This is a genomic window from Gilliamella sp. B3023 (genome assembly GCF_026536845.1).
Classification (GTDB): Bacteria; Pseudomonadota; Gammaproteobacteria; order Enterobacterales; family Orbaceae; genus Gilliamella; species Gilliamella apicola_E.
Window position 1 is genome coordinate 19,504 of the sequence record NZ_JAFNNH010000019.1, and the last position, 25,160, is coordinate 44,663.

The window sequence follows — 25,160 nt, forward strand, 5'->3', positions numbered from 1 at the left end:
ACTAAAATGCTTACCAATTTTAGAAAAGAGAATTTGATTATGCTTATGGTCCATACAAATAAACCAATAATAAAATTGAATTGTCTTTTTATTTTGAATATTCATCCTCCTTTATGGAGGATTTTTTATATCTATAAATTCAACCTTCCAATTTTATATCAAATTACTAAACAATACCACTTCCAGAACAGCCATAAACAGGAGATACCATGAAACCTTTGATCCCTTTTTATAACCCAAGTATTAGCTATGAAGATAATTATGCTAAAGGGCCTTTTGGACTTTTTGCAGAATTAGACAAAGCAGAACAAGTTTCAACTAAACCAACCAAATTCTTAAATGTTGATGTTAATTTACCATTTGGCCAACCCGCTGGACCTTTGTTAAATGCAAATTATATTAAAGCAGCATTTGCTTATGGATTCGATTTATGTGTATATAAAACGGTAAGAACAAAATTACACAAATGCCATCCGTTACCTAATGTTTTATCTGTTCATCCGAAAGGTAAACTTACGTGTAATTTAGACACAGTTTTAGCTGATACCAATTATAGCCAACCTCTTTCAATCACTAATTCATTTGGGGTTCCATCATTTGCTCCTGATATATGGCAACCAGATATGGCTGATGCTGTTAAAGCTGCGGGTCCAGGACAATGTGTTATTGGTAGCTTCCAAGGAACTCAAGGTAATGGAGTGATTGAACAAGATTATGCATTAGCCGCTAAATTAGTAAGAGAAACCAATGCACCAATTTTAGAAGCAAATTTAAGTTGCCCGAATGAAGGTGCAAGTAAATTACTTTGCTTTGATGTAGATAGAGTTGAAAGAATTGTTAAAGAAATTAAAAATGCTGTACCTGACCGCCCTCTGATCCTGAAATTAGCTTACTTCCCAGATGATGAAAGAATCGTTTCATTATTAACTCGTATTGGAAATATAGTTGATGGGTTAAGCGCGATTAATACGTTGTCAGCAAAACCTGTTGACGCAAATGGTCATCCAGCTTTAGGTGAAAACCGAAAAGAAGGCGGTATCTGTGGCGATGCAATTCGTTGGGCTGGCTTAGATATGGTTAGTCGACTCGATAAATATCGTAAACAAATGGATTTAAAATTTGCAATTATAGGTGTTGGTGGAGTTAGTAACAGTGAACATTATCATCAATTTATAAAAAATGGTGCTGATGCTGTAATGAGTGCAACAGGTGCGATGTGGAATCCGTTACTTGCTATTGAAATTAAAAAGAGTTTGAAATAATAGTAAAAAATAATACATCGCAATAAAGAGCTAATACTTTTGTTACAGGGTAACTTATTTACCCTGTTTTCTCTTAATTTCAACCTTTATATTGATCATTTTTTATAAAAATAATAGTAGACAAAAACGACATGAGCAAAAAACACAGTGGCTAAGATTATTCTAACATGTAAAGAATTAAAAATAATAAAAGGAATAAGTAGCACAACAAACACCATTGCCAACATCTTAAATAAACTTGACCTGGTTGCCTTCTTTTCAATTAGCATTTTTTGGATATAAGTTTGATAGTAACTAGTTTGTGTAAAATAGTTATAGAGGCGCTCTGAACTATTTAACCATAGATATGCAGTAAGTAAATAAAAAGGTACTGTAGGTAACAAAGGAATAAAAATACCAATAGTTCCTAAAGCAAAAGAAACTCCACCTAGAACAACAAATATCGATTTTTTTAGCATGTCTAAATCAATTTAATTAATATTCATAGGATATCGAAGATAGCACAATTATAATAAACAAGGAAAGTATAAAGAAAAATAAGAATTGGCGGAACGGACGGGGCTCGAACCCGCGACCCCCTGCGTGACAGGCAGGTATTCTAACCAACTGAACTACCGCTCCGCTTTTTAGATACTTTAATGTGGAACATCAAAGTAGGCGTGATGTTAAAGATTATTTTTATTTTCGTCAATAAAATTTTTAAAAATAAAGTTCAATTGAATAGAAAACAATCATTAATGTGCTTTAATGTGCTTTCCATAATGCCCCGCCACTTTTTTTATCAATCTTTTCTAAAATTGACTCGTGAGCAGAGAGTTCAGATTCATTTGCTTTAATTATCTTTAAAGGAGTTCCATTACGTTCAATTTTCTTGACGGTATTATTTGACATTGATAATGGATTATCTTCAGCGCTGAATGCTAACGTCGTTTGCCCCCCTGTCATTGCTAAATAAACTTCAGCTAGAATCTCAGCATCAAGTAAAGCGCCATGCAGTGTACGATGTGAATTATCAATCTGATAACGCTCACATAGTGCATCTAGATTATTTCTTTTACCAGGGAAAAGCCGCCGAGCCATAGCTAGTGTATCAGTAACAATACAATGTTCAGCTGTTTTAAAATTTAAACCACAAAGACGAAATTCATAATCCATAAATCCGACATCAAAAGATGCGTTATGAATGACTAATTCAGCACCATCAATAAATTTTATAAAATCATGTGCTATATTTTTAAATATTGGTTTATCTTTAACAAATTCATCACTTATACCGTGAACTCTAAAGGCTTCTTCATCAATTAAACGTTCTGGATTGATATAAACATGGAAATGATTGCCAGTTAGTCGCCGATTTAATACCTCAACAGCACCAATTTCAATAATCTTATGCCCTTCATAGTGATTATTACCATCTTGGTTCATACCTGTTGTTTCAGTATCTAATACAATTTGACGTGTTGAATGTGTTATCACGTTATACTCTTCTTCTAAAATTGGGAAATTTAATAATTAATGGTATAGTCTAACACCAAAATGCGCTGATGTTGATACCTACAGTGTTTTCGCCACTAATTACACAACATCACATTATTTAATTCTAAATTTTATTCAATAGGCAAAGTTTATTTAGTATGTTAAAAAAAATTCAAATTTTCACAGATGGTTCTTGTTTGGGTAACCCTGGTCCCGGTGGATATGCCGCAATTTTAAAATATAAACAAACAGAAAAAGTATTAGCTCAAGGTTATTTTAAAACTACCAATAATCGAATGGAATTATTAGCTGCAATTGTTGCTTTAGAGCTTCTTAAAGAACCGTGTCAAATTCAACTGTATTCTGACAGCCAATATCTACGTAATGGCATTATGAATTGGATTCATGGCTGGAAAAAAAATGGCTGGAAAACATCAAATAAACAACCTGTTAAAAATGTTGATTTGTGGCAACGTTTAGATGAAATAGCTAAATCACATACTATTGAATGGATTTGGGTTAAAGGTCATGCTGGTCATATCGAAAATGAGCGTTGTGATATTATTGCTAAAAATCAAGCCGAATCCCCAACTTTACACGATACTATTTTTGAAGCATCGTTAAAGGACTGAATACAAAAAACAGTTAGATAACTAAGAAGGTATAATAACTATGTATCGATTACATGTTATCCCGGCCCTAAAAGATAATTATATTTGGTTGTTGGAAAACAACGATAAACAAATTGTTATTATCGACCCAGGTGAAGCTGCCCCTGTAATTAGTTATCTAAAAAAACATCACTTGTCACCCCTTGCAATTTTACTAACTCACCACCATATCGATCACACTGGCGGGGTAACAGAGCTAAAAGCATTTTATCCCGATATTGAAGTTTATGGGCCTAGTGAAATTAATTTGCAGATTAACTATCTAGATAATATAGATAAAATATCAATTGCTGATTTTCAATTTGATATTATTTCAGTACCGGGACACACATTAGGACATTTAGCTTATTATTGCCGACCATATCTATTTTGTGGTGATACCTTAATGTCTGCTGGTTGTGGTAGAATTTTTGAGGGTGATTATAAGCAAATGCTAAGCTCGCTTAATAATTTAAAGCGACTACCTGATGATACGCTTATTTGTACAGGACACGAATATACTAAAGCTAATTTGAACTTTGCACAAATGATGGTTCCACATGATAAAGTTATTCATGAATATTATAATTATATTTGCAAAAAGAAAATTACTTTGCCTTCTATTTTAACCAAAGAAAAACAGATTAACTTATTTTTACGGTGTAAAGAAAAATCTTTACAAAACAAATTCAATTGTAACAATGAGTTAGAACTGTTTGCTTTTTTTAGGAGCCAAAAGGACATTTTTTAGGTATAATAAGTCGTTTAAATTAATGTCCTAACTTATAATCTAATGAAAAAATTATTAATATTTACAGTGTTATGTGCTTTTTTAGTCGGGTGTCAAAACCAAGGGTCGCGATACACTTCTGGCTCAAAACCATACAATTCTAAATCAATAGTTAATTCTAGCGTTAAAAGTGGTGGTGTTAATTACGCTTCAGTCACGCAAAATCCTTGGCATTACATGCTAACTCAAATTAACGTAAATGTTCCGAACAACAGCCGAGTTGTCGCGGAAAGAGAACGTTTACTGCGTAATCCACAGGGATTTGAAAATATTGCATTACGATCTGAACCTTATGTATATTACATCATTAATCAGTTACGAAAAAATAAGCTACCGGTTGAACTTGCTTTAATTCCATTAATTGAGAGTGCTTATGACCCTTTAGCTACCTCGCCTGCTCAAGCGGCTGGTTTATGGCAATTTGTGCCAATTACAGCTAAAGAATATGGTTTAAAACGTAGCAGTAGTTTTGATGGACGTCGTGATCTAATTGCTTCAACCAGCTCAGCTATATCTCTTTTACAAAATCTTAATAACCGCTTTAATGGCGACTGGTTATTAACATTAGCTGCATATAATGCAGGTGAAGGTCGAATTCAACGAGCGATTGATAAAAATAAAGCTAAAGGGCTACCTATTGACTATTGGTCTTTAGATTTACCACAAGAAACAATGCATTATGTGCCAAAAATATTAGCTATCATCGACATTGTTAAAAACAATAAACGTTATGGAATTAAACTACCGGATTGTAATTATCAAAACTCTTTAGTTAGAATTGATATGTCTAAAAACATTTCATTGTCTAAAATAGCGCAATATACTGGATTATCACTAAATGATTTAATGACATACAATGCCGGTTATGTGCAACAAACTGTAAATGGCCCTTTTCATCTATTAGTTCCTTATTCTCATGCTAATAAACTATTCAAAAAGTTGAAAAATGAGAATTTAGTTACTAGTCAAGTAACTGAGCTTTTAGAAGATGTGCCACATAACAATATGCCGTTTGAAATTAAATCAACGACAATTCAATACAGTACAGTAAATGCTAAAGATGCTAAATCTATTTTAAGTAATGGCAAAAAACAGATTACTTACCAAGTTAAAGCTGGTGATAATCTTTATTCCATTGCGAGGAATTACCGAGTGAAAATCACCGATCTTTTACAATGGAATAAATTAAAAAATGGACGAGTAAAAGAAGGTGATGTATTAACAATTAATTTAGTCAATTCGAATTCATTTTAAAATTAACTAATAATGGATTATGATCTGATGCGGCTGTACTAATTATCTTAGCCGCATCAAGCTTCAAACCTCGATAAAAAATGAAATCCAATGGCCTGCCTAAAAACGTTTTTCGAATATCAATAGCAAAATTAACCGGTTTAAGATTTATTGATCGAGTCAAATGATAGAGTAAATTCAGTCGTTGCCGACTCCATGCATTAAAATCACCAGCCAAAATCACTGGTCCATCATGTTGCTTAATATAATTTAATAACATATACATCTGTTGACGATATATCTTTACACCAATACTAAAATTGATGGCATGAATATTGGCAACTAATAGCTGTTTAGTAGAATTTTTAATTGGATAAACAGTGATTAGAGCTGATTTGGGTACTCGAATAAATGGCTCTTTTTCTCTAAACGATAATATTTTAGTCGGTGCTGAATCAGTTATAGTCATAACTCCAGCAAAAATATCATTAAAGCAATAAGCTGGTACGTGATCGGCAACTTTGTTATTCGCAGATATAAAATTCAATAATTGTGGTGTTGTTTGGGCTTCTTGTAATAGCATTAACTTGGATTGGCTAGCATATTGCTCAAGAATTTTAATACAATCAGCCCGTTTTTGTTTAAAAATATTCCAAACCAAAACCGAGAATGATGATTGATCAATTAGTGGTTCATCATTGACTATCTTATGGTTTGGTAATATCAGTTCAACACTACTATTTCCTTGATATCGTAGTGTATAGTCTCGATGTTTAAACATTTTAACCGTTCATTTTTTCTTTTAAATAATCATCAAATGACAAAGTATCATTCTGTTCTTTCTTTTGTTGCTTTTCAATTGACATAGTTCTTTGCTGAACAAAATCACCATCAGTCAATAATTGCAAAGGTTCTGAACTAAGCTGATTTTTATATTGAGTTGCTAAAACTAAGCCAAATTTAGCAGTACCTAAATCGCTGATAGCCTCAAGCGTTCTTGCTGAAAGTGTTAATTCAGGCTGGTCAAACATCAGATCAAGCCGTTCGCAAACTTTACGATAATGTTGTTTATCATCTTGATGATCCAATACATCAGCAACACGGAGCAAATCTTTAAATAATTCGTGGCCGACTTTCGATAATGGCTCACGATAACTATCACAGCCGATACCAATTTCAAGACCAGGTCTACGCCCTTCCATAATAACCCGATTCCAATTTAATTTTGTACACTCAAGTTCGGCACTACTCATTTCAGGCGCTGGCGCTAACGCACACCATATCAAAAATAGATCAATAAAGCGGATCTGTTCCTCAGTAATACCTATTGGTGAAAATGGATTAACATCAAGCGCACGCACTTCAATATACTCTATTCCACCACGTAACAAGGCATCTGAAGGTAACTCCCCTGCTCTAGGAACTCGTTTAGGACGAATTGGTGCATAAAATTCATTTTCAATTTGTAAAACATTATCATTTAGTTGTCGATAATGACCATTAACTTTAATGCCTAATTTACTGAACTCATCTGATTTGACATGGGTAGCACGTTTTAATCCTTCAACATAGGTATCTAGATGATTAAAGGTAATACCTAATTGTTTCTGGGCATTGTTTGTGTAACCAATATCGCTTAATCTTAATGAAGTTGCATAAGGCAAAAAGCAGTTACCATTGGTTTGTTCTATAAATGCTTTAGCTTTTTGCTTATCTTGAATAAATGAAGAGCACATAGAAGGCGATGCACCAAACAGGTAAGGAATCACCCAACCAAATCGATAATAATTACGTATTAAAGTAAAATAACCTTCAGAAATAACCGCTTTTCCTTCTTCGGCGTTTTTCACCCCAAATCGGGCTTGCCAAAATGCCATAGGCAAAGAGAAGTTATAATGCACGCCGGATATGGTTTGCATCATTGCGCCATAACGATTCTTCAATCCTTCTCGATAAACCGTTTTAAAACGCCCTTCATTTGAGGAGCCATATTGCGCCAAAATAATATCGTCTTCATTTGCCACAAAACAAGGCATACTTAATGGCCACATCATCTCATCGCCGATACTGACACTAGCATAACGATGTAAATCACGCAAAAACGTGAGCATATAATCAATATTCGTATTAACCGGCGTGATAAATTCAAGCATCGACTCAGCAAAATCGGTTGTTATCCAAGGATGAGTTAATGCTGAACCAATTTTATTAGGAAAAGGTGTTTTTGCTAAAGAGCCGTCTGGTAAAATTCTGAGCGTTTCACGTTCAACACCCCGTTGAATGCCTTGTAAAATTGTATAGTGTTTTTCCAACCAATTGAGTGCTTTAGAAACATCAGGAATCATAATTTTATATTTCCTAAATTCAGTTTAAATTGGCTTAATTTTAGCATAGTTTAATGGTTTATATAGGCTGTTTTGTGACTATTAAAAAGAAAATAGAAATCTATCAATATACAAAATAATATAAACTAATAGAATGTCACAAATAAGAAACCATTATCTACTAGATAGATAATGGTTAGTAACTTTGCTAATGAATCAGCTTATTTATTGGCTTGTTCAATTTTTTGATTAGCGACATAATCCTCATCGACCGGTGTGATAAGATTATTCTGATGATCAACAATATAGGTTTTTCCAAAACCTAAAACTAATCTACCGACTGTTGGTGTGATTTTAAACAAATTGAAATCTTTCATTTCCGCTAACATATACACCATTTTACTTACCCTTTTAGCAAGTTGGTCAATGATGTTATCAAAAAGCTCAGATTCTCTTTCAACAATGCTTGTTGTTGCACGGAACGATAGTCGTCTACGAGCATAGATATTCTTGGTATTGCATTCATCATCAATAATTAAAAAAGAGAGATTTGCATTATCTTTCATATTTTGACTATGAGGGGCGAGATCTGATATTAAAACGTAATAATCTTTTCCATCAAAAAAATAAGGTGAATAACTCGTATCTACTTCACCATTTTTAGTCATTGTTGATAATATAATTGTGCGAATTGTTTCATGTAAATTTTCTATTGTACTTTCAACAACATCATTTTTGGACTCAGCCATAATTACTCCTTGTTTGTCTATTCAGTTAACTTATTAACTTCATTGTTATAAATTAAATTGGATGCATTTATCAAAATAGTTCGAAATATCAGTATGAGAAATTATAATAAAACTACTTGTCGGTAGGTTTGTCTTTAACAATTTCAACAATTGTTTTTCTGACTGCTTATCTAACGCATTGGTTGTTTCATCCATAAAAATCCAATCAGGTTTATGCATTAAAATTCTTGCAATCATTAGTCGTTGCTTTTCACCACCGGAAAGTGTTTTTAAATTATCACTGAGTAAATTTCTATCGATAAATTCTGTAGAAAAACCAACTTTTAATAGAAGTTGCTTAATCAAACTTAAATCTTTTTCAAACAAAGGTTGCGGATAGCTTATTGCATGTGCTAATCCCCCAACCGGAAAATAGGCATTTTGCGATAAAAATAATGTCTTTAATTTTGGCACTTTAATCATCCCCTCAAAATTGGGATAAAGGCCAGAAATTACTTTGAAAAATGTTGATTTACCTATACCCGATGCACCGGATATAACAACCGAATCGCCTTTATTAAGATAAAGATTGGGTAGTGTTAATAAAACAGTGCCATCCGGTTTTTTTATAGTTAAATCTTCAATCGAAAATGCATCTTGATTAATCTCTAATTGGCTAGCTGATTGATATTGATGAGCAGCTTGATTAGCTTTTTCAAAAAACTGGGTTAAACGATAACTACATGCAATAAGTTCGGCAAGTTTAGTATAATTGAAAATAAACCAAGACAAGTTAGTCACAACATTACTAAATGATTTACTAATTTGCATTAAAGAACCTAAGCTAACTTTACCAATTAAATAGATAGGCAAAGAAAAGAAAATAGGCACACTTAACACCGTTAAATAATAAGGCCGTGTAAAACAGCCTAAAATAAGTTGTCGTTTAATTAATAAATACCAATTTTTAATAATATGATTAAAATGCTGTTCAAATTGTTGTTTCTCCACTTTTTCACCATTCGCTAACGCGATTGCCTCTTTCGATTCACGAAATCGAGTTAAGACAAAGCGATAATTTGCCTCTAAGTGTTGTTGTTCAATTAACACGTTTTTTAAGGGGCGCCCCAGCATGTGGGCAATACAAGAAGTGAATAATACATAGATAGGTGCTAGCCAAATTAAATAATGAGAAATACTTATATCAATATTGAATAGACTAAAATTTAAAACAAAATTATCGGTAATTTTCCATAGAAGCATAAAATAGGAAAACAGGCCTATACATTGAGTAATCAGCGAAAAGCCTTCATTTGTTAATCGCTCAATAAATAGCAGACAGTCTTCGGAAATACGCTGATCAGGATTATCAATTTGGTCTTGATTTAAATACCAATATGCCTTGTTATTCAGCCATTTATCAAGTATCGAATCATTTAAAACCTTGCGCCATGTAATCACTAAGGTTTTTCTTAAAAATTCAATTATTAAGTAAGTTATTGCCCCCGAAATAGTTAATAACACAAAAACGATTAATTGGGTAATAACGCCTTGCATGTCATATTTTTCTAATGCATTAAAAAAGTTTTTATTCCAATTAATCATTTCAAGACTAATTTTAATTAAAACAATATTTAAACAAATAATAATTAAAGCATAACAGTAACCATATTTACCTTGTCTTGTTTTGAAGCAAAGCTTCATAAGCAAGATTATATTTTTCAATGTTTGCACAACTTATACTCTCAAAACTGCCTTTTTCTAAATCAACTCCTGCCAATTATCAATTTGACAGAAGTATTTAACTTTAATGATTAAAAATTAATAACCGCACTAACTGCAAAAGTTCTTCCCGGTGCGGTTTGAAGCTCGATAGGATTCGTCACTTTTACATTATTTTGTGGATTTTTATAATAACTACTAAACATCGGCCATTTAAAATAACGGCGGTCAAATATATTTAACACCGATCCCCGAATAGTAATATTTTTGCTAGGGTGCCAATTTAAATAGGCATCATAGACTGCATAACCGCTTGGCTTAAATATTTCATCTGATGAGGATTTATCCCTAGAAACGTGAGATACCGCTTTGGAAAAAGTGCCGACGACTTCAGTATCAAAATTAAAATCGGGAACATTCCATTTCAAACCGATATTACCTTGCAGAGGCATGGCTTCATTAAAATAAGTTCTTTTATCACCGGGGGAATCTTGTTTTTTTCCATATTGATATGAGCTTGAAGCATTCAAAGTCCAATTTGGCGCAAAATGCCACTCACCCGATGTTTCAATTCCCCATAGATTAACATTGGATAAATTTTTGTAGGTATAATCCTTCGGTCCAACCCGAATGAAATTCTTGATATAGTTGCTATAATCAGCTTTGAATAAGCCTACACTAAACCAACCTTCTGAAAAATCGCCTCTGATGCCGGTCTCATAAGATTTCACTTTTTCTGGTTTTAGTTTAGGGTTAGGAATCAGATTCATCGTTACCGAAGGCAATGAGGTATAAAGCTGTTGAGCCGTTGGCATTTTGAATCCTTCAGCATAACGGGCATAAACAGAGTATTGATCAGTGATGTTATATAATATGCCTAACTGCGGAATGAGGCGATGTGAACTCAAATCACGAGGTTCTTTGCCTTTAACCACCGCATAATGGCTATCCGTATTGGGTTTAATTTTATACGTTGCATATCGTAAACCCGGTTTAATTTTTAAATTTTCTGATATAAAGTGAAATTCATCTTGAAGATAAATATCTGCACGCTGCGTTTTAGCGTTAGCAAAATTAAATCCGCCACCTATGGTTTTTACGCCATTTTTTGTGCTCTCATTACGATAATTGCTACGGGTAATATCCCCTTGAAAACCATAAATTAAATCATGCGTTGTATTGAAAAAATCAACGTTTGAATTTAACTGAAGATCCAACTGCCAAAACTTTTCTTTATAATCATTCGTGGTATAAGTATAAATCGGTGTTTGTCTTCGATCTTTTTGTTGACGATGCGATTTTAAATAACGTTCTTGCGGCGAGTAAGAGAACATGGTCTTGATTTGATCGATAAAGCTTATTTCGGGAGTCCAACTATCATCAATCGCAAACCTTTTACGAGTTTGAATTTGTGTTCTTCGATAATCCCCGTTGAATGTTCCATTGGTTTGTAATCCATAATCATACATTTGTTTTACATACGAATTAGAACGGAAATTCTCAAATGCTAACTTTGTTTCTCGAGTATCATTATGATAAACCAATTTGGTTAACATATTTTCAGCTTTAGCATCCAACGGATTTAATTTATTACATTTAATAGCATCTGCGCCACGTGGACAGCCCCAAATACCGCCATTTGCTTTAGCTTTAGTTAACTTGGTTTCTTGGTAATCTCTTCGACTAAAACTGATCAATCCTTCTAAGTTAGGCATCAATTCAAGCGCTAACATACTCGTTTTGGTATTTTGTTTATTTAAACTATCATAACCGCCACTTACTCGAACAGCATAAGATTTACCTTTAAGTAAATCACTCGGATCTATGGTTTTAAACGCAACTACCCCACCAACAGCATCTGCCCCCCATAATACCGAGCCAGGTCCACGAATGACTTCAACAGCTTTTATATTTGCTAAATCAATAAAATTTCTATTGCCGTCTTGGATACTTTCAATCACTCTTGAACCGTCAACTTGCATTTGAATACGGTTACCCGCCATACCACGTATTCTAATACTGCCTAAATTACCAAAAGGGTCGGTCCCTGAAGTTTGCCGATTAACTGATATTCCCGGTAAATATCTAACTAAATCTTCCATTGTTGACATTTGATGATCATCTATATTCTTTCTAGAGATGACATCAACGGTTTCTGGAATAGCTAATTTGGCTCTTTTTTGTCTACTAGCCGTAACCGTCATAGTTTCCAATTCATCATCAGCAGCAAATACTGAGAAGGATATTGAAGCAGTCAAAACGGTTAAAAAGATTTTATTTATTTTCATTTTTCACCACAAAGTTATATTAATAAACTGCTCAAATTAATTCCCAATATTTGATAATTATCATTTTTTACTAATTAATCTAGCAAAAATAAAAAATATGATCAATGAGAATAATTATCATTTATATTAGATAATGATTATCATTAGCTTTAATACGAGAGGTTAAAATATTAAAATAAGCGATTAATATCAATGAGGTTTAATAGAGAAGCAAATCTAGACCAATAGTTATTAATAACTAATATAAATATTAGTCATTAATAGCCTAAATCAGTAAATAACTATCTGAATTTTTCCAACAAAACCAAAACTTCCATGTGTGAAGTGTGCGGAAACATGTCGAACAATTGGGCTTTAGTCATTTGATAATCGCTTAAAAGCTGCAAATCTTCTACCATAGATGCTAAGTTACAACTTGAATATAATATATATTTCGGTTTTATATTATCTAAGTATTGAATGAGTGATTTACCAGCCCCGCGCCTTGGAGGATTAAGTAAGACTAAATCAGGGATACCTTGTTCATTGTTTACATATTTAGTGGCATCTAACGATTTAAAATCGAGTTTATCATAACCAAGTTTTTCAGCGGATTTTGTTGCGCACTCAATGGCATCAGAACTAATTTCAATGCCAGTCAATTGGATCTTTTCATTATTAGAATGACCAATACAATGCAAACCAAAACCACCTACTCCACAAAATAGATCCCATATTGAGTTAACATTTAAGTTTGCCACCCAATCACTAGCCGTTTGATAGAGTTTTTCTGCAATGTAACTATTTGTTTGAAAGAAACTTTTAGATTTAATATATAAAGGTATCTGATTAAATTGGAACGCTAAAAAAGGGTTATCGGTTAAAATCAGTTCTTCTTCCCCCTCTAATATCGCTGCATGGTTAGGTTGGATGTTGATAGTAACAACTTCTAAGTTATTTATTTGCAAGTTGTGGTAACTATTTTTAATTTTTTCTACAAATTTATGTGATTTCAATACAAATCGCAGCATAAAATGGCTGTTATTATCAATAATGCTTTCTGTGATGATAACGAATTTTAACTCCCCTTTTCGCTTGTTGATATTATAGGGAACTAATCCTTGCTTACGAATATAAGTACGAACCAATTTTAGAATATTTTGCATGTTCGAGCTATAAAGCGGGCAATCGCACAAATCAATCGCATCATTACCGTTTTGAATGCCTAAAATTGGTTTTTCAACCGTACCCAGCACTGCCATTTTAGCTTTATTACGAAACTCTGATTCAGGACTCGCATACGGATCGTTAACTTGGTTAGGATTAAAATCAGCTAATTTCTCCAACAAATGACTTTGTTTCTCAGTTAATTGAGAATGATATGGTTGATTAATTTTATGACAAGACAAACATTTTTTTTCTTGATAATAGCTACATTGCATCATATTGAAACCTTTTTTTATAATGTTTTATTATATAATTAAACGGTTTCAAGCTGTATTAGTTTTCATTTTTTATACACAAAAACCCCGTTCCTCAACTTTTTTTTCGTAAAATTTAAACTTTTAATCAAGAGGAATTATCCACCGCTATGCTTTAAAGAAACAACGGTATATGATAGGATATTGCCATTAAAATTACAGGAACACGTTAATGTCTATTAAGTTAAAAACTCCCGCCGAAATTGAAAAAATGCGTATTGCAGGCAAATTAGCTGCTGAAGTTTTAGAGATGATCGAGCCGTATGTTAAACCAGGAATTACTACTGGTGAACTCGATAAAATTTGTTATGAACATATTGTAAATGTACAAAAAGCTATTCCTGCCAATATTGGTTATCATGGATTTAAACATACAAGTTGTATATCCATTAACGACGTGGTGTGTCATGGTATTCCAAGTTTTGATAAAAAATTAAAAGATGGTGATATTCTTAATATAGATGTAACTGTGATCAAAGATGGTTATCATGGGGATACTTCAAAAATGTACATTGCAGGTAAACCCACTGTTGCTGGCGAAAAACTTTGCCAAGTTACTCAAGAAAGCTTATACGAAGCGATTAAAATCATAAAACCAGGAATTCGATTGAGAGAAATCGGTAAAGCTATTCAAAAATATGTTGATAAATTTGGATTCTCTTCAGTTCGTGAATATTGTGGTCATGGTATTGGTGAGGTATATCATGATGAACCTCAAGTATTACATTATGATGCTGATGATGGTGGCGTAATTTTAAAACCAGGTATGACTTTTACGATTGAACCGATGGTGAATACTGGCGATTGGCGTACACGCACAATGAAAGATGGTTGGACCGTTAAAACTAAAGACCATGGACTTTCAGCTCAATATGAGCACACTATTTTAGTAACCGATAACGGGGTTGAGGTTTTAACCCTTCGTAGTAACGAAAACTTTCCTCGTATTATCGAACATTAAATAAAAAAAGAGATTCAACAAAACTGTTGAATCTCTTCATTTCATCCTTCTAATCTATCAACTTTCTTTTGATATCTTTTAACTTTCCAAAGTTTCGATAGAAGCTCATAAAATTTTTTAGGAATTAATGCCAAGCTTTTACCATCGCCAGAATTCAATTAAGTATTTCTTAATATAGCAGCGTATAAAGCTTACGACGATAACTACTAGCTAAAGCGTTATTAGTACCCAATGCAGCTAACAGATCAAGTAATGTTTTCTTAACTTGACCATCTCCCGCATTTAGATCTTTTGTTAACGGTTTGAATAGTAGCTCTAAAGCCTCTTCGTGTCGCCCTACTTGCATCAATTGTGATGAAAGTTGGATCATTAATTCAATATTGTCAGGCTGTTTTGCCAATTCAGCTTGCAACTGCTGTAATTCTGGTGAATTTGCCGCTTGTTCAAGTAACTCAATCTCAGCTTGTAATCCATGAAAAGCGGAATCTTGGTCTTGTAGCGGAATTGTTGCTAAAACTTCTTTAGCATCGTTAAGTTGCTTTTGTTCAATTTGCGCTTTAGCTAACATTAATGCGATATCTGATCTTGGTTTGCCTAAGTGATCAGTTAGCGTCGTCCATGCTTGTTTTAATAAAGGTAAAGCTTGGTCATATAACCCTTCATTAAATAATTTTTGAGCTTCAACAAGTTTTAATTCATCTTCATTAGGTAAGATTTTGGCTAAAAATGCTTTAATTTGATCTTCACTTTGTGGACCTTGAAAACCATCAACTGGCTGCCCATTTTGGAACATATAAACTGTTGGAATCGCTCTTAAACCAAATTGTGCTGCAAGCATTTGTTGCTCATCACAATTTACGCTGGCTAAAATAAATTGTCCTTGACGCTCTGTCGCTAATTTTGTTAGCGTGTTTGTCATCTCTTGATGATTTGGACTTCTTGGTGACCAAAAGTAGAATAACACGGGAGTATTTGTCGATTTTTCGACAATTTCTTGAATATTCTGTTCGTTAACATCAAAAATAAATTGATTTGACATAATTTATCCTATGAATAATTTAATTTATTACTTATTTTCTAAAATTTTATCCATTAATCTGTCGGGAAGCAAACGTTTAGCTATCGCTGCTAACTTCGTTACTTTAGTTACCCTGTAACGTATTTTTGGCTTATCGTGCTCCAATGCATGATAAAGATAGGGTAAAACAGCTTCGGGAGCTAAGGTAAAACGTCTAGCAATTGGTGGATTTTTTACAATATTCTCTTTTTCGGTTTGATTCACATTATTTGAAAAATAGGTTTTTAATGGACCAGGTTCGATTAAACAAACCTTTATATTCGTTTTAGCTAATTCTAACCTTAATACATCAGACCATGCTTCTAAGGCGTATTTACTGGCTGAATAAGCTCCTCTCCCTGGGGTTGCAACAATTCCAACAATAGAGCTTGTTTGAATAATTCTTCCTTCATTTTGCTCTAGCATTGCCGGTAGTAATAATTGAGTTAATTGATGAACACCAAAAAAATTTGTTGAAAACTGTGACTCTAACTGCGCTCGACTAATGGTGTTTAATCGGCCATAAACCCCAAATCCGGCATTATTAAATAAAGCATATAATTTACCTTCACATAAAGTTAAAACTTCCTGCGCAGCTTGAGTAACAGAGTCAGGATCATCTAAATCTAAAAGAACGGTTTCAAAACCTTGCTCGACTAATTTTTTTTGGTCTTCAACTTTACGGCAAGAAGCAATAACACGATAACCTCGCTTTTTTAATGCTATTGCTGAAATCAAGCCAATACCGCTTGAGCAACCTGTTATAAAAATTGTACGCAAATTTTATCTCCGTTATGATTCATTTATTGTCAAGTTCACTTATGGCAATTATGATAGCACATTTAAAACAAATATACGGCTAATAAACACCTAGAGGTCCTTATGAAAATTGCTATTATCGCAGCAATGGAAGAAGAAGTTGCAATATTAAAAAGTCAAATTACTGATTATCAATTAGAACATCATTTAGGATGTGATTTTCACATTGGCAAAATTGCTAATTGCGACATCGTATTATTACAATCAGGTATCGGTAAAGTAGCTGCGGCATCAGGAACTACCCTGCTTTTAAATAATTACCAAGTTGATGCGGTAATTAACACTGGCTCAGCTGGTGGGCTTTCAACTAAGCTCAGTATCGGTGATATTATTGTATCAAAAGATGTTTTTTATCATGATGTGGATCTAACTGCTTTTGGATATAAGCCGGGCCAAATGTCTGGTTGCCCTGTTTCGTTTCCTGCTGATGAAAACTATCGATCATTAGCCGAAGCTTGTATCAAAAAACATGGTGTCAATGCCGTGGCTGGTTCAATCGGTAGTGGAGACGCTTTTATTAATGGAAAAAGTAATCTAGAACGAATTAAGCAAACTTATCCTGACGCAATTGCCGTTGAAATGGAAGCTGCTGCGATCGGCCATGTTTGTTGGTTATTTAAAGTTCCTTTTGTAGTGGTTAGAGCGATTTCAGACAATGGGGATAATGAATCAGCAATTGATTTTCAATCCTTTTTAAAGTTAGCCGCAGCTCAATCATCTAAAATTGTTGAATCGATGCTAAGTGAACTTGCTTAAATAACGTGGTGTCAATTTCATTTGACACCCTAGATATTGATCAATTTAATAAGCCATATTGTTCAAATAGTGGTTTTCTCCACCCAGATAATATTTCAGGCATACTTTCGTTTTTATCTATTTTCCATTTTATATATTGATTGATTAACCGTTTTGATATAATTAATTCACGGCTAAGTCCAGTCTGTGATGAAATATTTTCAGTGATTTGCTTTAATAAATCAGAAGTTTCTTTGTAATTTGGATAACTATTCATTCGTTTAATTGGTGGAATATTCGGTATAGGTTCCTGCAATATTTCCAAAATGGTTGGACCATATAGCCGAACTTCTTTCCCTTTCATTCCTAATTTATCAAGTTCAGCTAACGACGAAGGTTGGAAACGGGCAATCTTAAATAAAACAGCTTCATGTATAACAAAATTTAATGCAATATTTTCAGATTTGGCTAATTGGTATCGCCATAATGCTAACTTAGCCAATTGTCCTAAGCTGTCACCTTTTAATTGCCAGCTATTTCCGATATTTAGGTAAGCATCTTTAGGATCAAACGGCTTGCATTTACGGGCAATCGCACTTTGACATTCTTGATAAGCTGCATCTAAATAATGATTAGTTGTGAGTTTAGCTTTTAGAATTTCCATTAATTGGAAGAGATATAACACATCATTAATCGCATATTCACATTGTTTTTCAGTCAAAGGACGTTTTAACCAATCTGTTCGAGTTTCGCTTTTATCTAATTCAATGCCTAGGTATTTATTAACTAAACTAGCATAGCCACTGCTAACAGGATTATCTAGGAATGATGCCAAAATTTGGCTATCTATAATTGGAGTGGGTACACAGTTAAATGTAGAAAGAAACACATCAATATCCTCACTACAAGAGTGAAAATATTTTTCAATTGTAGGATTGGCTAAAATAGCTAAAAAATCCTGCCAATTGTTGATATTAACTGGATCAATTAATGCTGCATGTTTACCATCAAAAACCTGAATAAGTCCTAATTGAGGATAAAATGTTCGCGTGCGAACAAATTCCGTATCTAATGCGATTGCATTGCTGTTCGCAATTTTTAAACAATAACTAGATAATTCTTCATCAGTAGTAATATATTGATAACTCAAAATATGAATCCTATTTAAGAGGTCGATTTTTTTGCAAATGATACATCTATTACAACAATTTCAGAACGGGTCATTAATCGTATTGGTGGCCCGCCAAACCCATAACCACTACTCACGATACTGGTAAAATGATGATTAGTATCTTGATAAATTCCCTTAGCATTTTTATACATCATGGCGACTAAAATATTAACCGGGAAAATTTGCCCACCATGTGTATGTCCAGATAGCATCAAATCTACATTTTGTTCAGCGGCTTCATCAAGATTTCTTGGTTGATGATCTAACAATATTATCGGTTTCTCGGTATCAGTAAACAGGATTAAATCAGATAATGAAGCACGCTTAATATCATATCGAGATGAAGAAAAATCATCCCGCCCTATCAATGTTATACCAACTTCATCAAGATAGACTATGTCATCTTTTAAGACTTTCAAATTTGCTTGTTTGAAGGCATTAATAATATCATCTTCACGATTATTAGCGTCATTAATTCCTAAATATTCATGATTACCAAAAATAATATAGCTACCATATTTTGGTTTTAATTGTTGAAACTGCTTATCAAAGCCATATTCTAAAAAAGGCTTTAAACTCTTATCCAGTGTATCCCCCGTTATCACAATAAAATCAGGTTCCAAAGCGTTTACCTTTTCGACCATTTCTTGAATCATTTTGGAAGACGTATGTTCATTGATATGAATATCTGAAAGTTGAACAATTCTTAAATGCTCTACATGGGCAGGTTTATTAATTTCAACTTTATAATGGACAATTTGAGGATTTATCGCCATTTCATGCCCAAAACAAAACAGCGCTGCAACAGCAATAATAAAGCTAACCTTAAGCCATAGATTGGGTTTTAATCTTTTTTTACTAAACCAATAAGTGATATCAAAAATAGTAGCTATAAAAACGCTACAAATCATCAATCCAGAAATGGAGATTAAAGAAAGATGTATATATGAAGGTATAAAACCATCTAATAATCTGGCAAAAATTAATGATAATCCAGCAAAACAGACAGTGACCCAATAAATAATTCGAAAGTAACCTGTTAAATTCAAATTAAACCAAAACTGCCAACGTTTACCAAAATAGAATGTAACAAACACACTCATAACAATCGCTGCAAAAATGGCTATAAAATCAACAAATGTCATAATTATCCGAACAATCGAAAGCAAAAAATGGTATGATAACAGAATTAGATCCTATAGCACCAATAACTTTTATGAATAGCAAAAAAGATCAGTTATTTTCAACACCAATTGATAAATTAGGCGATTGGACTTTTGATGAAAAAGTTGCCGAAGTCTTTCCCGATATGGTTCAACGATCTGTTCCCGGTTATTCGAATATAATCTCAATGATAGGCATGTTGGCGGAAAGATTTGTTCAACCCAACTCAATGATATATGATTTGGGATGCTCGCTAGGCGCTGCATCACTTGCAATTCGTCGGAATATCAAGCAAGAAAATTGCCATATCATTGCCGTTGATAATTCATTACCAATGATAGAACGATGTAAAAAACACCTTGATGCCTATAAATCAATTACACCTGTTGATGTTATATGTGAAGATATTTGCAATATTAATATGCAAAATGCTTCAATGGTTGTCCTAAATTTTACCTTGCAATTTTTAACGCCAGACAATCGTCAACGTGTTTTAAATAATATCTACCAAGCATTAATCCCTAATGGCATATTAGTGCTATCTGAAAAATTTAGTTTTAATGATAAGAGTGTTGATGAATTATTATTTAACATGCACCATGACTTCAAACGAGCGAATGGTTACAGTGAACTAGAGATTAGCCAAAAACGGAATATGCTTGAAAACGTTATGCTTACCGATACTATTGAAACCCATAAACAGCGTCTTGCTAAAGCAGGATTTAAACATGTAGAAACCTGGTTTCAATGTTTTAATTTCGGTTCCATCATTGCTATAAAATAACATCAGATTTAACCCAATTACAAAGGAATAACGAATGATTGATTTTGGTGATTTTTACCAAATTATCGCAAAAAATAAGCTTAAAAATTGGCTTGAAGTATTACCAGCACAACTAGCTAATTGGCAAAAGCAAAATTTAGATAACCGTTTTAGTCAATGGTTAAATAGCATTAAACACTTGCCAGCAATTACCCCTTTTCAAATCGACTTCTTACACAGCGTAACGGCTAAAACTGAGCAACCGTTATCTTCAGGAGAACAGCAAAGAATCACCCAATTATTGAAAACTATGATGCCGTGGCGTAAAGGCCCTTTTCATCTTTATGGTGTGGATATTGATACCGAATGGCGTTCTGATTGGAAATGGGAGCGACTAATTAATCACATTGAAAATTTAGAGGGCAAAACCGTTCTCGATGTGGGTTGTAATAGTGGTTATCACTTGTGGCGAATGGTTGGCGCAGGAGCTAAACTTGCCGTTGGTATTGATCCAATGGCGCTTTATTTATGCCAATTTGAAGCAGTAAGAAAACTATTAGGTAATGATCAACGAGCTCACTTACTACCCTTAGGAATTGAGGAACTGCCAAAATTAAATGCATTTGATACGGTTTTTTCAATGGGGGTATTATATCATCGTCGTTCGCCACTTGATCATCTTTACCAATTGAAAGAGCAATTAGTTGATGGTGGACAATTAGTGCTTGAAACACTAGTTATTGAGGGAGTCGAACACCAAGCATTAATGCCAGGTGAACGTTATGCTCAAATGCGAAATGTCTATTTCATCCCATCTGTCCCCACCATGATAAATTGGCTACATAAATGTGGTTTTAAAGAGATAAAAATGGTTGATATATCGAAAACCAGTTTAGATGAACAGCGCAAAACAGATTGGATGGAATCTGACTCATTAGCTGAGTTTCTTGATCCGAACGATTTGACCAAAACGATTGAAGGTTACCCTGCTCCAATACGAGCGGTATTTGTTGCCCGAAAATAGTGTATTGATCTTATCGAATCAATTAACATAAAAAACGGGCTTATGCCCGTTTTATTCTTAATTCTATAGATGATATTAATTATTCTTTATAATCATTTGAACTGGGTAGTGATCTGAATACTTATCAGTAAAATCATCTTTGAGTACCTTAACATCAATCACGTTATCTTTAAGTGGTGGTGAGACATAGATATAATCATAACGTAATGGTACTGATGCTTGATCATAAAAGACTTTAGTTGGTGCGGTTGAGATAAATTCTTTGTGTTTTATCTTTAATGCATCAATATAACCCGCATCAAGTAGATTTTGTTGAACGGTATAGCTTAATTGGCCATTTACCAGATTATCAAGAATTGGTCTTTTCTTCTGTTTTTCTTTTATATCTTCTAAAAGCGTGCTTTTATCATAATCAGGTTTATCTGCTGGAGAGAATGAATTCAAATCCCCCGCGATTATCCATTTACCATTAGGATCACGACTGTATTTAATTGAATCTATAATCAAATTAATTTCATCGATACGCTTAGCCGTCCAAAACGGGTTCATATGGGTTATCACAAAATGATAATTACCAACATCTGCAAACAGCGCTCCATGCCATAAATTATCGACCACTTTATTCACATTTACGATAGGATATTTTGAGGTAATGGCAACTGGGAAAAAAGCAGGATCATCTGGTGACTCTTTTAACAGAACAGCGTATTTGTGACCATAACTGGCTGCAAATTTTTCAAGTTTTTCTCGAGTAAAGAAATTCATCTCTTGCCAGGCAATGATATCGGCATCTTGCGCTTTTGCCCAATCAATATATTTCTGCTTGCCTTCGCTCTCATCTAACTTCATCCCGTTATAAACATTATAACTGATGATTTTAAGTTGCTTAACATCATCAATTGATGCGTAAGCACTTGAAGCACTAAAAATAATACCACCAATTAATGCTGCAATTTTCAATCTAGTTTTACTCATAAGATATTCCTTTATTTTATTAACTCACTATAAATATTATATTGATTCGATTTTAATCAAAATTCTTTTTATGATTTATGTGATTTAGGTCAATATTATTATCTACAATTCGTGCGATTCGAATTTTATTCAAGGAAGGAGCATGATCTGTGAATATAAAGATTGGATAATTGCGATTTTGAAACTTCAAAAACCCCGCTCCTCAACTTTTTTTATAATATAAATACAATTCAATAAATTCAGAATAACGGTTATTGATAAAATAAAAGGCATAATAAAAATATTATGCCTTTTATAATTATTGTAGTGATAAATTACACAATGACTAAAATTTATTTGATAATATAGATATTAGTATCTTGGGTAAAATTTAAAAATTTTTCAAATGGGCCATATGCTTGGTAATAAGTCATATTTGGATCTATTTCTTTAGGACAAAGTTCATCAGATTTTCTTAAAGAATTTATGCCTTCCTCTCCACCTAATTTTTTATACTTACTAGCAAAGTCATCACCATTTAAAGTGAAAAGTTGTTTCCAATTATCTAATGTGTCTGCTAAATATTTTTTACCAGCATCACATTCAATTCCACCCAAATTAATTTTAGGGAATACGTATTGCTCAATCTCAGCAAATTTTACTGGTTTATTAGGAAAACTTACTTCAAATCCTGTCTCTGGATCTTCATTGGATTCAAAAAATTCATTTTTTAATAAGGTGATATAATCTTTTTCACGATAGACTTTAATTCTAGGAAGTTGGATATCTTTTTTGGTTTTAAATTTTTTAGGAAGTTCATTAGGGGCTTCCTGGTTGATTGAATAGTCCCAAGTATTATCTTCCCTTTCGATAAAAACATCATTTATCACTTTAACAGGTAGTTCAACTTCATCTTCTACACCATTTATAATAATGGAGACTTTACGTAAAGATTTTTCATATAACTTATCATAATCTTCGTCACTGGTATTTTCAGTAGCGTAGATATAGGTATGAAACATATAGTTGCTTTGTGTAGGATTAATAAAACCATCATTAGGAAACCTAGCTGGTTTAACGATAAAATCGAGCGACTCATTGTTATAAGCTAAATTATGCTTACCATATTCAAAAGTATAGGTAGTGTTAGAGTTAGCCGGAATAGCGAGTTCTTTACCATCAATGGCTACTACAATTTCATTATCAGTGGGATTATCAATCATACGAACAACTGACTTAGGTTCATCGGAACAGCTACAAAGCATAACGCCACAGACAATTAAAATGGGTAATTGAATTTTTTTCATCACATTCATTTATATTCATAATTGGGGAGATAACAATTTTATCATGGTGAAAAATCAAAATAAATGAATTATTTATCTTTAAATTGCTTTACAAAATAGTTTTTGATCTAATCAAAGTTTGAAAGCAGTTATATAAAATATGAAAAATATCCTAATAGTAATTAGGATATCTTGGAAAGATTTACTGCTGTGGCCAAATAAAGCGACCTTTAGCGTCAGGATCTTCATTAATAAATTTTCTAAGCTGATCTGATTGATAAAGTTTTTTTACATCTTGCGCCCACTTGGTATTTAAGTTTTCTTTCTTAACTACGACCATTAATTCAAGATTCGGAGTTAACTTTTCTTGAACTAAAACATTATCTGCAGGAATATGACTTAACCATGCTATTCCCCCAGGCATTATGGCATAATCAACTTCATTAAGCGTTCTAGGAATAATTTCAGATAATATTGCTTTAAATTTTAAATTATACTTATTTTCTGCAATATCATTTAAATCTAACGTTCCTGCTTCACTTTCAGGTTTTAAGGTGATCCAATTCAAACTTTGTAATAATTGTAATGAACGAGCTTTATTTGATGGGTCATTTGGAATAAGAATTGTCTGTCCATCAGCAATTTCATTTATTGAATGATGTTTTTGTGAAAAAAGCGCCGCGGATATTGAAGGAATATGAACTAAAGAAACAAGATCACTCTTAGTTTCTTTATTATATACATCTAAATAAGATTGATGTTGAGCGGCATTGAGATCGATACTTCCTTCAACTAAAGCGGTATTTGAATCCCTTAATGAACTGAAATTTACCATCTTAACTTTATAACCTTCTTGTTCTAAAGCAGGTTTTACGACTTTTTCCATCATTATATTATGCATACTTGGTGGCAAACCAACTACGATTTCTTTCTTCTCTTGTTGGTTGTTTTTAGCTGAATCAGACTTATTGTCACACCCAATTAATGTAAATCCTAATAATATAAACAGGTAAATATATTTTTTCATTATCACTCCCTATTAAGATAAATTAGTCGAACATATTCTGATACGACTATTGAGTCATTATAGTCGGTGAATAACTATTGGGATAATACGAAAAAATTATATCTATATTCAAATTGGAAATATGTGAAATAAGATTAAAATATTGCTAAGAAAATAGGATATCAATAAATTAGTTAAACTAGTATCCTTAATATTATTAAGCTTTTGAGTTCAATGTCCTTATTATATTAAAAAAATAATGGTATCCTTAGGATTAGGGCCAGATT

General features: G+C 33.1%; 23 protein-coding genes and 1 tRNA gene. 8 read left to right on the plus strand and 16 right to left on the minus strand.

Annotated elements, in window-relative coordinates:
- The first annotated feature begins 209 nt into the window (after positions 1–209).
- Positions 210–1,262, plus strand: coding sequence for a hypothetical protein (locus tag J3U16_RS10235; RefSeq protein ID WP_267342992.1), 1,053 nt, complete (start codon positions 210–212; stop codon positions 1,260–1,262).
- A 95-nt stretch (positions 1,263–1,357) separates the two neighbouring features.
- On the opposite strand, the gene J3U16_RS10240 is transcribed toward J3U16_RS10235, so the two are convergent.
- The 3 genes from J3U16_RS10240 to dnaQ form a co-directional block, all read right to left on the minus strand.
- Positions 1,358–1,720 carry a YbaN family protein gene (locus J3U16_RS10240; RefSeq protein ID WP_267342993.1) on the minus strand — a complete coding sequence of 121 codons (363 nt, stop codon included), beginning with the start codon at positions 1,718–1,720 and terminating at the stop codon, positions 1,358–1,360.
- 86 nt (positions 1,721–1,806) lie between these two features.
- Positions 1,807–1,883 (minus strand) — tRNA-Asp (locus tag J3U16_RS10245).
- A 123-nt stretch (positions 1,884–2,006) separates the two neighbouring features.
- The gene (gene dnaQ / locus J3U16_RS10250) at positions 2,007–2,738 is read right to left on the minus strand and encodes a DNA polymerase III subunit epsilon (protein ID WP_065562836.1); all 732 of its coding nucleotides are present in this window, start codon (positions 2,736–2,738) and stop codon (positions 2,007–2,009) included.
- 158 nt (positions 2,739–2,896) lie between these two features.
- Between dnaQ and rnhA the strand changes: the two genes are divergently transcribed.
- The 3 genes from rnhA to J3U16_RS10265 are packed head-to-tail and all read left to right on the plus strand — an operon-like array spanning position 2,897 to position 5,432.
- A complete protein-coding gene (gene rnhA / locus J3U16_RS10255) occupies positions 2,897–3,370 on the plus strand; it encodes a ribonuclease HI (RefSeq protein ID WP_065562837.1) in 474 nt (157 codons plus the stop codon).
- 40 nt (positions 3,371–3,410) lie between these two features.
- Positions 3,411–4,139 carry a hydroxyacylglutathione hydrolase gene (gene gloB / locus J3U16_RS10260; protein WP_267342994.1) on the plus strand — a complete coding sequence of 243 codons (729 nt, stop codon included), beginning with the start codon at positions 3,411–3,413 and terminating at the stop codon, positions 4,137–4,139.
- Positions 4,140–4,181: 42 nt separating this feature from the next.
- On the plus strand, positions 4,182–5,432 hold the full coding sequence (locus J3U16_RS10265) for a transglycosylase SLT domain-containing protein (RefSeq protein ID WP_081303339.1): 1,251 nt from the start codon (positions 4,182–4,184) through the stop codon (positions 5,430–5,432).
- Here J3U16_RS10265 and J3U16_RS10270 read toward each other — a convergent pair.
- The 6 genes from J3U16_RS10270 to rlmC form a co-directional block, all read right to left on the minus strand.
- Entirely contained in the window at positions 5,413–6,192 is a 780-nt protein-coding gene (locus tag J3U16_RS10270; protein ID WP_065562840.1) for an endonuclease/exonuclease/phosphatase family protein, read from the minus strand. The genes J3U16_RS10265 and J3U16_RS10270 overlap by 20 nt on opposite strands.
- 1 nt (position 6,193) lies before the next feature.
- Positions 6,194–7,756 (minus strand): glutamate--cysteine ligase, encoded by a 1,563-nt coding sequence (gene gshA / locus J3U16_RS10275; protein ID WP_065734133.1) that lies wholly within the window; start codon positions 7,754–7,756, stop codon positions 6,194–6,196.
- Between the two features lie 200 nt (positions 7,757–7,956).
- Complete coding sequence (locus J3U16_RS10280) at positions 7,957–8,484, minus strand: HugZ family protein (protein ID WP_065562842.1); 528 nt, start codon at positions 8,482–8,484, stop codon at positions 7,957–7,959.
- 45 nt (positions 8,485–8,529) lie between these two features.
- Positions 8,530–10,188 (minus strand): ABC transporter ATP-binding protein/permease, encoded by a 1,659-nt coding sequence (locus tag J3U16_RS10285; protein WP_267342995.1) that lies wholly within the window; start codon positions 10,186–10,188, stop codon positions 8,530–8,532.
- Positions 10,189–10,277: 89 nt separating this feature from the next.
- Positions 10,278–12,473, minus strand: a complete 2,196-nt coding sequence (locus J3U16_RS10290; protein WP_267336823.1) for a TonB-dependent hemoglobin/transferrin/lactoferrin family receptor — start codon at positions 12,471–12,473, stop codon at positions 10,278–10,280.
- Positions 12,474–12,754: 281 nt separating this feature from the next.
- The gene (rlmC, locus tag J3U16_RS10295) at positions 12,755–13,897 is read right to left on the minus strand and encodes a 23S rRNA (uracil(747)-C(5))-methyltransferase RlmC (protein WP_267342997.1); all 1,143 of its coding nucleotides are present in this window, start codon (positions 13,895–13,897) and stop codon (positions 12,755–12,757) included.
- A gap of 208 nt (positions 13,898–14,105) precedes the next feature.
- Between rlmC and map the strand changes: the two genes are divergently transcribed.
- On the plus strand, positions 14,106–14,894 hold the full coding sequence (gene map, locus J3U16_RS10300; RefSeq protein ID WP_220226051.1) for a type I methionyl aminopeptidase: 789 nt from the start codon (positions 14,106–14,108) through the stop codon (positions 14,892–14,894).
- A gap of 169 nt (positions 14,895–15,063) precedes the next feature.
- Here the strand turns inward: map and J3U16_RS10305 are convergent, their stop codons facing one another.
- Both J3U16_RS10305 and J3U16_RS10310 read right to left on the minus strand, forming a co-directional pair.
- Positions 15,064–15,933: a co-chaperone YbbN gene (locus J3U16_RS10305; RefSeq protein WP_267342999.1), complete on the minus strand. Its 870-nt coding sequence runs from the start codon at positions 15,931–15,933 to the stop codon at positions 15,064–15,066.
- A 27-nt stretch (positions 15,934–15,960) separates the two neighbouring features.
- Positions 15,961–16,731, minus strand: a complete 771-nt coding sequence (locus J3U16_RS10310; protein ID WP_267343001.1) for an SDR family oxidoreductase — start codon at positions 16,729–16,731, stop codon at positions 15,961–15,963.
- 102 nt (positions 16,732–16,833) lie between these two features.
- Here J3U16_RS10310 and J3U16_RS10315 point away from each other — a divergent pair, with 102 nt between their 5' ends.
- The gene (locus J3U16_RS10315; RefSeq protein WP_065734138.1) at positions 16,834–17,526 is read left to right on the plus strand and encodes a 5'-methylthioadenosine/adenosylhomocysteine nucleosidase; all 693 of its coding nucleotides are present in this window, start codon (positions 16,834–16,836) and stop codon (positions 17,524–17,526) included.
- A 40-nt stretch (positions 17,527–17,566) separates the two neighbouring features.
- Here J3U16_RS10315 and rnd read toward each other — a convergent pair whose 3' ends face one another.
- Both rnd and J3U16_RS10325 read right to left on the minus strand, forming a co-directional pair.
- Positions 17,567–18,655 (minus strand): ribonuclease D, encoded by a 1,089-nt coding sequence (rnd, locus tag J3U16_RS10320; protein WP_065734139.1) that lies wholly within the window; start codon positions 18,653–18,655, stop codon positions 17,567–17,569.
- A 14-nt stretch (positions 18,656–18,669) separates the two neighbouring features.
- Positions 18,670–19,821 carry a metallophosphoesterase gene (locus J3U16_RS10325; RefSeq protein WP_267343002.1) on the minus strand — a complete coding sequence of 384 codons (1,152 nt, stop codon included), beginning with the start codon at positions 19,819–19,821 and terminating at the stop codon, positions 18,670–18,672.
- A 32-nt stretch (positions 19,822–19,853) separates the two neighbouring features.
- Between J3U16_RS10325 and cmoA the strand changes: the two genes are divergently transcribed.
- Together cmoA and cmoB are read left to right on the plus strand one after the other, a co-directional pair.
- Positions 19,854–20,624, plus strand: a complete 771-nt coding sequence (gene cmoA, locus J3U16_RS10330) for a carboxy-S-adenosyl-L-methionine synthase CmoA (protein WP_267343004.1) — start codon at positions 19,854–19,856, stop codon at positions 20,622–20,624.
- A 34-nt stretch (positions 20,625–20,658) separates the two neighbouring features.
- Positions 20,659–21,627 (plus strand): tRNA 5-methoxyuridine(34)/uridine 5-oxyacetic acid(34) synthase CmoB, encoded by a 969-nt coding sequence (gene cmoB, locus J3U16_RS10335; RefSeq protein WP_267343005.1) that lies wholly within the window; start codon positions 20,659–20,661, stop codon positions 21,625–21,627.
- Between the two features lie 75 nt (positions 21,628–21,702).
- Here the strand turns inward: cmoB and J3U16_RS10340 are convergent, their stop codons facing one another.
- The 3 genes from J3U16_RS10340 to J3U16_RS10350 all read right to left on the minus strand — a co-directional run bounded on the left by J3U16_RS10340 (position 21,703) and on the right by J3U16_RS10350 (position 24,894).
- Positions 21,703–22,602 (minus strand): endonuclease/exonuclease/phosphatase family protein, encoded by a 900-nt coding sequence (locus J3U16_RS10340; protein WP_220226057.1) that lies wholly within the window; start codon positions 22,600–22,602, stop codon positions 21,703–21,705.
- A 332-nt stretch (positions 22,603–22,934) separates the two neighbouring features.
- Complete coding sequence (locus J3U16_RS10345; protein ID WP_267343006.1) at positions 22,935–23,888, minus strand: hypothetical protein; 954 nt, start codon at positions 23,886–23,888, stop codon at positions 22,935–22,937.
- A gap of 181 nt (positions 23,889–24,069) precedes the next feature.
- Positions 24,070–24,894, minus strand: coding sequence for a MetQ/NlpA family ABC transporter substrate-binding protein (locus J3U16_RS10350; protein WP_220226059.1), 825 nt, complete (start codon positions 24,892–24,894; stop codon positions 24,070–24,072).
- Between the last annotated feature and the right edge of the window lie 266 nt (positions 24,895–25,160).

What these genes read in the sequence shown, in the direction of transcription:
- J3U16_RS10235 (WP_267342992.1), top strand. Translation starts at nt 210, where the DNA reads ATGAAACCTTTGATCCCTTTTTATAACCCAAGTATTAGCTATGAAGAT.
- J3U16_RS10240 (WP_267342993.1), bottom strand. Translation starts at nt 1,720, where the DNA reads ATGCTAAAAAAATCGATATTTGTTGTTCTAGGTGGAGTTTCTTTTGCT.
- rnhA (WP_065562837.1), top strand. Translation starts at nt 2,897, where the DNA reads ATGTTAAAAAAAATTCAAATTTTCACAGATGGTTCTTGTTTGGGTAAC.
- gloB (WP_267342994.1), top strand. Translation starts at nt 3,411, where the DNA reads ATGTATCGATTACATGTTATCCCGGCCCTAAAAGATAATTATATTTGG.
- J3U16_RS10265 (WP_081303339.1), top strand. Translation starts at nt 4,182, where the DNA reads ATGAAAAAATTATTAATATTTACAGTGTTATGTGCTTTTTTAGTCGGG.
- J3U16_RS10270 (WP_065562840.1), bottom strand. Translation starts at nt 6,192, where the DNA reads ATGTTTAAACATCGAGACTATACACTACGATATCAAGGAAATAGTAGT.
- gshA (WP_065734133.1), bottom strand. Translation starts at nt 7,756, where the DNA reads ATGATTCCTGATGTTTCTAAAGCACTCAATTGGTTGGAAAAACACTAT.
- J3U16_RS10280 (WP_065562842.1), bottom strand. Translation starts at nt 8,484, where the DNA reads ATGGCTGAGTCCAAAAATGATGTTGTTGAAAGTACAATAGAAAATTTA.
- J3U16_RS10290 (WP_267336823.1), bottom strand. Translation starts at nt 12,473, where the DNA reads ATGAAAATAAATAAAATCTTTTTAACCGTTTTGACTGCTTCAATATCC.
- rlmC (WP_267342997.1), bottom strand. Translation starts at nt 13,897, where the DNA reads ATGATGCAATGTAGCTATTATCAAGAAAAAAAATGTTTGTCTTGTCAT.
- map (WP_220226051.1), top strand. Translation starts at nt 14,106, where the DNA reads ATGTCTATTAAGTTAAAAACTCCCGCCGAAATTGAAAAAATGCGTATT.
- J3U16_RS10305 (WP_267342999.1), bottom strand. Translation starts at nt 15,933, where the DNA reads ATGTCAAATCAATTTATTTTTGATGTTAACGAACAGAATATTCAAGAA.
- J3U16_RS10315 (WP_065734138.1), top strand. Translation starts at nt 16,834, where the DNA reads ATGAAAATTGCTATTATCGCAGCAATGGAAGAAGAAGTTGCAATATTA.
- J3U16_RS10325 (WP_267343002.1), bottom strand. Translation starts at nt 19,821, where the DNA reads ATGACATTTGTTGATTTTATAGCCATTTTTGCAGCGATTGTTATGAGT.
- cmoA (WP_267343004.1), top strand. Translation starts at nt 19,854, where the DNA reads ATGATAACAGAATTAGATCCTATAGCACCAATAACTTTTATGAATAGC.
- cmoB (WP_267343005.1), top strand. Translation starts at nt 20,659, where the DNA reads ATGATTGATTTTGGTGATTTTTACCAAATTATCGCAAAAAATAAGCTT.
- J3U16_RS10340 (WP_220226057.1), bottom strand. Translation starts at nt 22,602, where the DNA reads ATGAGTAAAACTAGATTGAAAATTGCAGCATTAATTGGTGGTATTATT.
- J3U16_RS10345 (WP_267343006.1), bottom strand. Translation starts at nt 23,888, where the DNA reads ATGAAAAAAATTCAATTACCCATTTTAATTGTCTGTGGCGTTATGCTT.
- J3U16_RS10350 (WP_220226059.1), bottom strand. Translation starts at nt 24,894, where the DNA reads ATGAAAAAATATATTTACCTGTTTATATTATTAGGATTTACATTAATT.